6 protein-coding genes are annotated in these 6,734 nt (G+C 60.7%); all 6 read left to right on the top strand.

The window, feature by feature from the left end; genetic code table 11:
• Nucleotides 1-105: 105 nt before the first annotated feature.
• Entirely contained in the window at nucleotides 106-1,854 is a 1,749-nt protein-coding gene (locus tag PHF15_RS16350; RefSeq protein WP_300122852.1) for an IlvD/Edd family dehydratase, read from the top strand.
• A gap of 28 nt (nucleotides 1,855-1,882) precedes the next feature.
• Nucleotides 1,883-2,818: a dihydrodipicolinate synthase family protein gene (locus PHF15_RS16345; protein ID WP_300122849.1), complete on the top strand. Its 936-nt coding sequence runs from the start codon at nucleotides 1,883-1,885 to the stop codon at nucleotides 2,816-2,818.
• Nucleotides 2,819-2,842: 24 nt separating this feature from the next.
• Nucleotides 2,843-3,877: a D-erythronate dehydrogenase gene (gene denD / locus PHF15_RS16340; RefSeq protein ID WP_300122847.1), complete on the top strand. Its 1,035-nt coding sequence runs from the start codon at nucleotides 2,843-2,845 to the stop codon at nucleotides 3,875-3,877.
• A 70-nt stretch (nucleotides 3,878-3,947) separates the two neighbouring features.
• The gene (locus tag PHF15_RS16335; RefSeq protein WP_300122844.1) at nucleotides 3,948-4,919 is read left to right on the top strand and encodes a TRAP transporter substrate-binding protein; all 972 of its coding nucleotides are present in this window, start codon (nucleotides 3,948-3,950) and stop codon (nucleotides 4,917-4,919) included.
• Between the two features lie 80 nt (nucleotides 4,920-4,999).
• A complete protein-coding gene (locus PHF15_RS16330) occupies nucleotides 5,000-5,494 on the top strand; it encodes a TRAP transporter small permease (RefSeq protein WP_300122842.1) in 495 nt (164 codons plus the stop codon).
• A partial coding sequence (locus tag PHF15_RS16325) for a TRAP transporter large permease (RefSeq protein WP_300122840.1) occupies nucleotides 5,491-6,734 on the top strand: 1,244 nt, incomplete at its 3' end. The genes PHF15_RS16330 and PHF15_RS16325, both read left to right, overlap by 4 nt.

The following is a 6,734-nucleotide window of genomic DNA, read 5'->3' as shown; positions in this document are numbered from 1 at the left end:
GGGTAACTGCGGTTTTTAGGATGATCAGAAATATTCACTTGTTTAGTATGGATTAAGTCCCTACCATGCTGCCACTTGTCCATTTTTGAACCCGAAAGCCTTCCCATGTCCCCAACCCCCAAGAAGCCCCTGCGCTCCGCCGCCTGGTTTGGCACGGCCGACAAAAACGGTTTTATGTACCGCAGCTGGATGAAGAACCAGGGCATTCCTGACCATGAATTTCAGGGCAAGCCGATCATCGGCATCTGCAACACCTGGTCTGAGCTGACGCCTTGCAACGCGCACTTTCGCAAGATTGCCGAGCACGTCAAGCGCGGCATTTCCGAGGCAGGCGGCTTCCCGGTCGAGTTCCCGGTGTTTTCCAACGGCGAGTCCAACCTGCGCCCCACCGCCATGCTGACGCGCAACCTGGCCAGCATGGACGTGGAGGAATCCATTCGCGGCAACCCGATGGACGCCGTGGTGTTGCTGGTGGGCTGCGACAAGACCACCCCGGCGCTGTTGATGGGTGCAGCGAGTTGCGACATCCCGACCATTGTGGTCACCGGCGGTCCGATGCTCAATGGCAAACACGAGGGCCGCGACATTGGCTCCGGCACCGTGGTCTGGCAATTACACGAAGCGGTCAAGGCCGGCAAAATTTCGCTCAATGAGTTCATGTCGGCCGAAGCCGGCATGTCGCGCTCGGCGGGCACTTGCAACACCATGGGCACGGCTTCCACCATGGCCTGTATGGCCGAGGCGCTGGGCACCTCACTCCCCCACAACGCCGCCATTCCGGCGGTCGACGCGCGCCGCTACGTGCTGGCGCACATGTCAGGCATGCGGATTGTGGACATGGTCTGGGAAGACCTGAAACTATCGAAAATTCTGACGCGCGAAGCCTTTGAGAACGCCATCCGCGTCAACGCCGCTGTGGGCGGCTCCACCAACGCCGCGATTCACCTCAAGGCGATTGCCGGGCGCATCGGCGTACCGCTGGAACTGGACGACTGGACCACGGTGGGCCGGGGCACACCGACACTGGTGGACTTGCAGCCCTCCGGGCGATTCCTGATGGAAGATTTCTACTATGCGGGCGGCCTGCCTGCCGTGCTGCGCCGTATGGGCGAGGGCGGTTTGCTGCCGCACAAAAATGCCCTGACGGTCAATGGCAAGTCGATCTGGGACAACGTGCTGGACGCCCCCATCCACAACGCCGAAGTCATTCGCCCGCTCGACAAACCCCTGGTCCAGGACGGCAGCCTGTGTGTGCTGCGCGGCAATCTGGCGCCGCGCGGGGCTGTGCTGAAACCCTCGGCGGCCACACCGGCGCTGATGAAACACCGCGGCCAGGCCGTGGTGTTTGAGGATTTTGACCACTACAAGGCGCGTATTGGCGACCCGGACCTGGTGGTGGATGCAACTTCGGTGCTGGTGATGAAAAACTGTGGCCCCAAGGGTTACCCCGGCATGGCTGAAGTCGGCAACATGGGTTTGCCGCCCAAATTGCTGGCACAGGGCGTCACCGACATGGTGCGCATCTCAGACGCCCGCATGAGCGGCACCGCTTACGGCACAGTGGTGTTGCATGTGGCACCTGAAGCGGCGGCTGGCGGCCCGCTGGCCATCGTGCAGGATGGCGACTGGATCGCGCTGGACAGCTATGCCGGCAAACTGGAACTTGAGGTCAGTGACGCCGTGATCGCCCAACGTTTTGCGGCGCGCCAGGCGCAGCAAGCCGCAGCGCCGGCGGCGCCCAAAAGCGGTTACCAGCAGCTCTACATCGACCGGGTGTTGCAAGCCGACGAAGGTTGCGATTTTGATTTTCTGGTGGGCTGCCGCGGCGCCGACGTGCCCAAACATTCGCACTGACCCAGCCACTGAAACAACGGTAAACACAATGACAAGCAACACCCCGGCCCGCTACAAGGGCGTTTTCCCGGTGGTTCCGACCACCTTCTCTGAGAATGGCGAGCTGGACTTGGCCAGCCAGAAGCGCTGCATTGACTTCATGATCGACGCTGGCTCCAACGGCCTGTGTATTCTGGCCAATTTTTCCGAGCAGTTTTTGCTGTCTGACGATGAGCGAGAGCTGCTGACTCGCACGATGCTTGCGCACGTGGCCGGCCGGGTGCCGGTGATCGTCACCACCACCCACTTCAGCACGCAGGTTTGCGCCCAGCGCAGCCGGCGCGCGCAAGAGCAGGGCGCTGCCATGGTGATGGTGATGCCGCCGTACCACGGCGCCACGTTCCGGGTGTCAGAGGAAAAGATTTATGAGTTTTATGCGGGTGTCTCGCACGTCATCGACATCCCCATCATGATCCAGGACGCACCCGCCGCCGGCACGCCCATGTCGGCCGCCTTTCTGGCGCGTATGGCCAAGGAGATTGCCCAGGTGGCCTATTTCAAGATCGAAACCCCGGGTGCGGCGTCCAAGCTGCGCGAACTGATTCGCCTCGGCGGCGACGCCATTGAAGGCCCATGGGACGGCGAGGAAGCCATCACCCTGCTGGCCGATCTGGACGCGGGTGCCACCGGCGCCATGACCGGCGGCGGCTACCCCGACGGCATCCGTCTGATCATGGACGCTTTTGCTGCCGGTCGGCGCGAAGAGGCCATCACGCTGTACCAGCAGTGGCTGCCGCTGATCAACTATGAGAACCGCCAGGGCGGCATCCTGAGTGCCAAGGCGCTGATGAAAGAGGGCGGCGTGATTGCCTGCGAGGCACCGCGCCACCCCTGGCCGGCCATGCACCCGGCGGTGCGTGCCGGCCTGATCGAAGTTGCAAGGCGCTTGAACCCGATGGTGCTGCGTTGGGGCAAAACGTGCTGAATTCAAATTTTTAGGAGACAAACCATGATCGATACAACAAAAACCATCCCCGAGCCTTGCCATGTCCTGATTACCGGCGGCGCCGGATTTCTGGGTGTGCGCCTGGCGCGTGCGCTGCTGGCCCAGGGCAAGTTGTCACTGGCCGGCGCTGAGTCCGTCGACGTGGGTCGTATCACGCTGGTGGACCGCGCGGCGCCGCCAGCCGACCTGCTGAATGACGCCCGCGTGAGCACCGTGACGGGCGACCTGAATGCGCTGCTGTCCAGCGGCGGCGCCGGGCTGGACGCCCACACCGACGTGGTGTTCCATCTGGCGGCGGCGGTCAGTGGCGAATGCGAGGCCGATTTTGACCTTGGTATGCGCAGCAACTTTGCCGCCACGCTGTCGCTGCTGCAGGCCTGCCGCGCCCTGAAGACCCAGCCGATCGTGGTCTTTGCCAGCTCGCTGGCGGTGTTTGGCGACGCGCCCGGGGTCCCGCTGCCCCCGGTGATCGAGGACACCACGCTGCCAACACCACAAAGCAGTTACGGCATCCAGAAATTCATTGGTGAACAACTCATGGCGGACTTCAGCCGCAAAGCTTTCATTCAGGGGCGCAGCGTGCGTCTGATGACGGTGAGCGTGCGCCCCGGCAAGCCCAATGGCGCGGCGTCTAGTTTCTTGAGCGGCATGTTGCGTGAGCCGCTGGCGGGTGTTCGCGCCACCTGTCCGGTGCCGGCCGATACCCCGGTCGCCTTGTCGTCGCCGGCGCGCACCATTGCCGGCCTGATTGGTGCCGCGCAGGCCAGCGCGCAGGCTTGGGGGCCGCGCACGGCCCTGATCTTGCCGGCTCTGACCACCACGCCGGCCCAGATGGCGGCTGCGCTGGCGCAAGTGGCCGGGCCTGCGGTGGCAGCGCTGATCGACTGGGCACCCGACGCCGCCATCCACAACATCGTCAAGACCTGGCCCGCACGTATCAACGCCAGGCGCGCGGCCGGTCTGGGTCTGTTGCCAGACAGCAGTTTTGAAGAAATTATCAGGGAATACATTAGGGAAAACACTGATGCCATCAAGTAAGTAACAGGGAGACAATTAAATTTGTCATACAACTTTTCGGTCGTTTATTTTTATATCTAGGAGACACTGCATGAAATTGAGCAAACTGTTTATCGGCCTTTCCCTCGCTGTCGGTTTGGTGGCTACCGCCGCTGCCCAGACCAACATGAAAATCAACATTGCCATCGCCCAGAACTCGCACCAGGGTGTGGCCATTGACACCTTTGCCAAGGAAGTCGAAAAGAACACCGCCGGCCGTTACAAGATTCAAACTTTTTACAACGCGTCGCTGGGCAGCGAGCGCGAGTCCATCGAGTCGGTGCAGTTGGGCACCCAGGAGCTGACCTTTACGTCCACCGGCCCGGTGCCCAACTTTGTGCCCGATGCCAAGATTCTTGACATTCCCTTCCTGTTCCGTGACAAGGCGCACGCCCGCATGGTGCTCGACGGCCCGATCGGTCAGGAAATGCTGACCAAGTTTGACTCCAAAGGCTTCAAGGCACTGGCCTGGGGTGAAAACGGTATGCGCAACGTGACCAACAACAAGCGCCCCGTCAACACGCCTGATGACCTGAAAGGCCTGAAGCTGCGCACCATGGAAAACCCGGTGCACGTGGCCGCCTACAAGGGCCTGGGCATTGTGACCACCCCAATGGCCATGGCTGAAGTGTTTACCGCGTTGCAGCAAGGCACCGTTGACGGCCAGGAGAACCCGCTGTCGGTGATCATGGCGGCCAAGCTGGACCAGGTGCAAAAACACGTGTCGCTAACCGGTCACGTGTATTCACCCGCCATCTTCCTGATGAACAAGGCGTCGTTTGACAAACTCGCCCCGGCTGACCAGAAAATCTTTTTGGAAGCTGCCAAGACGGCTGTCAAGGTCAACCGTGACCGCGTCGATGCCGACGACGCCATGGGCGTGACTTACCTGCGTGGCAAGGGCATGAATGTGGTGGAAAACCTGGACAAGTCCAAGTTTGTCGCCACCCTGGCACCGGTCTACGCCGAGTTCGAGAAGCAGTTTGGCAAAGCCAACATGGACAAGATCCGCAACACCAAGTAATCAACTCCTGAGAGCTCGAGCGCCCGACGGTTGAAAACGTGCGGGCGTTTTTTTGACTTCCATGTCAGGCGGAGAACGCGATGAGAGATAAATTTTTGCGGCTGGAGCACTGGACCAGCCGCATTGCCCTGGTTACGGCCTGCGCCATGCTGCTGGTGGCTGCAAGTCTGGGTATGTTCCAGATCATCACCCGCTTTGTGCTGGAAACCCCGGCCGAGTGGACTGAAGTGCTGATTCGCTTCAGCCTGATCTGGATGGTCTTTCTGGGCGTTCCCATGGCATTCAGGCAGGGTGCCATGGTCAGTGTGGATGTGCTGTACCGCTGGAGCCCGGTGCGCTTGCGCCGCGTGCTCGACTGGGTGGTCTGCTTGGCCGCACTCACGCTGATCTTTATCATCATCTGGTGGGGTTGGGACTATGCCCAGCGCGGCAAGGTGCAAACCATGGCCGGGCTTGAAGAGTTGACCATGTTCTGGGCTTACCTGGCCATGCCGGTGGGGGGAGTCTTCAGCGTCATTGGCATTATTGGAAATTTGCTGGACCCGCAGCGTCTTGAACTGGAGACCGCGCAATGACCACCGTTATGCTGATCACCATGGTGCTGTGCTTTGCACTCACCGTGTCGGTGGCTGTTTCTATTGGCTTGGCCGCTATTTTGGGGATCCAGGTGGCCGAGCTCAACATGCTCATTTCCGTCAAGGAGATGTTCAACGCCATCAACCGGTTTCCGCTGGCGGCCATTCCGTTCTTTATTTTGGCTGGCAACATCATGGAGACTGGCGGCATTTCGCGCCGCCTGGTCGATTTTGCCAAGAGCCTGGTGGGCGGCGTGCAAGGTGGCCTGCCCATGACCTGCGTGCTCACCTGCATGATTTTTGCATCGGTTTCTGGCTCGTCGGTGGCCACCACCTTTGCCATCGGCACCATCCTGATCCCGGCGCTGATGAAGCACGGCTACCCCAACACCTGGGCGGCATCGCTGCAGGCCACCAGTGCCGAGCTGGGGGTGGTGATTCCCCCGTCGATTCCGCTGATTCTGTACGGGGTAAGCGCCGAAGTTTCGATTGGCGAGCTGTTCATTGCCGGCTTCGGCCCCGGCCTCTTCATCAGTGGCGCGCTGATGCTGTTTGTCTGGGCTTACTGCAAGTACAAGGGCTGGGGGAAGTGTGACGGTGATGGCCGGCTGTCGGTGGCCAAGGCCACCTTGAAAGCCGGTTGGGCGCTGCTGATGCCGGTGATCATTCTGGGCGGTATTTACGGCGGTGTATTCACCCCGACCGAAGCCTCTGCGGTGGCGGTGTTCTATGCCCTGATTGTGGGTTTGGTGATTTACCGCGAGATCAAGCTGCCCGACCTGTACACCATCTTGCGCAAATCTGTGCTGTCGTCGGCGGTGATCATGTTCATCATTGCCAATGCCGGACTGTTTGCCTTTTTGATCACGCGGGCAGGTGTCCCCGAGGCGATCGGTATCTGGTTGCAGGACGTTCTTAAGTCACCAGCCTACTTTCTGCTGGGCGTCAATGCCGCCTTGTTTTTTATTGGCATGTTCATCGAGACCGGTGCCGCCATCATTGTGCTGGCCCCGATTTTGGCGCCGGTGGCCATGCACTTTGGCATTGACCCGGTGCATTTTGGACTGATCATGGTGGTGAACCTGGCGCTGGGCATGATCACCCCGCCGTTTGTTGTCAACCTGTTTGCCGCTTGCACGGTGGCGCGTATCTCGCTGGACCGCATGGTCAAGGACCTGATTCCGTTTGTGCTGGTGGTGCTGGCCTGTCTGATGGTCATTTCCTACGTGCCGGCGCTGTC

Source organism: Rhodoferax sp., from assembly GCF_028689295.1.
Classification (GTDB): Bacteria; Pseudomonadota; Gammaproteobacteria; order Burkholderiales; family Burkholderiaceae_C; genus Rhodoferax.
The sequence above is the reverse complement of the archived record's forward strand: the minus strand, read 5'-3'. Positions and strand labels throughout refer to the sequence as shown.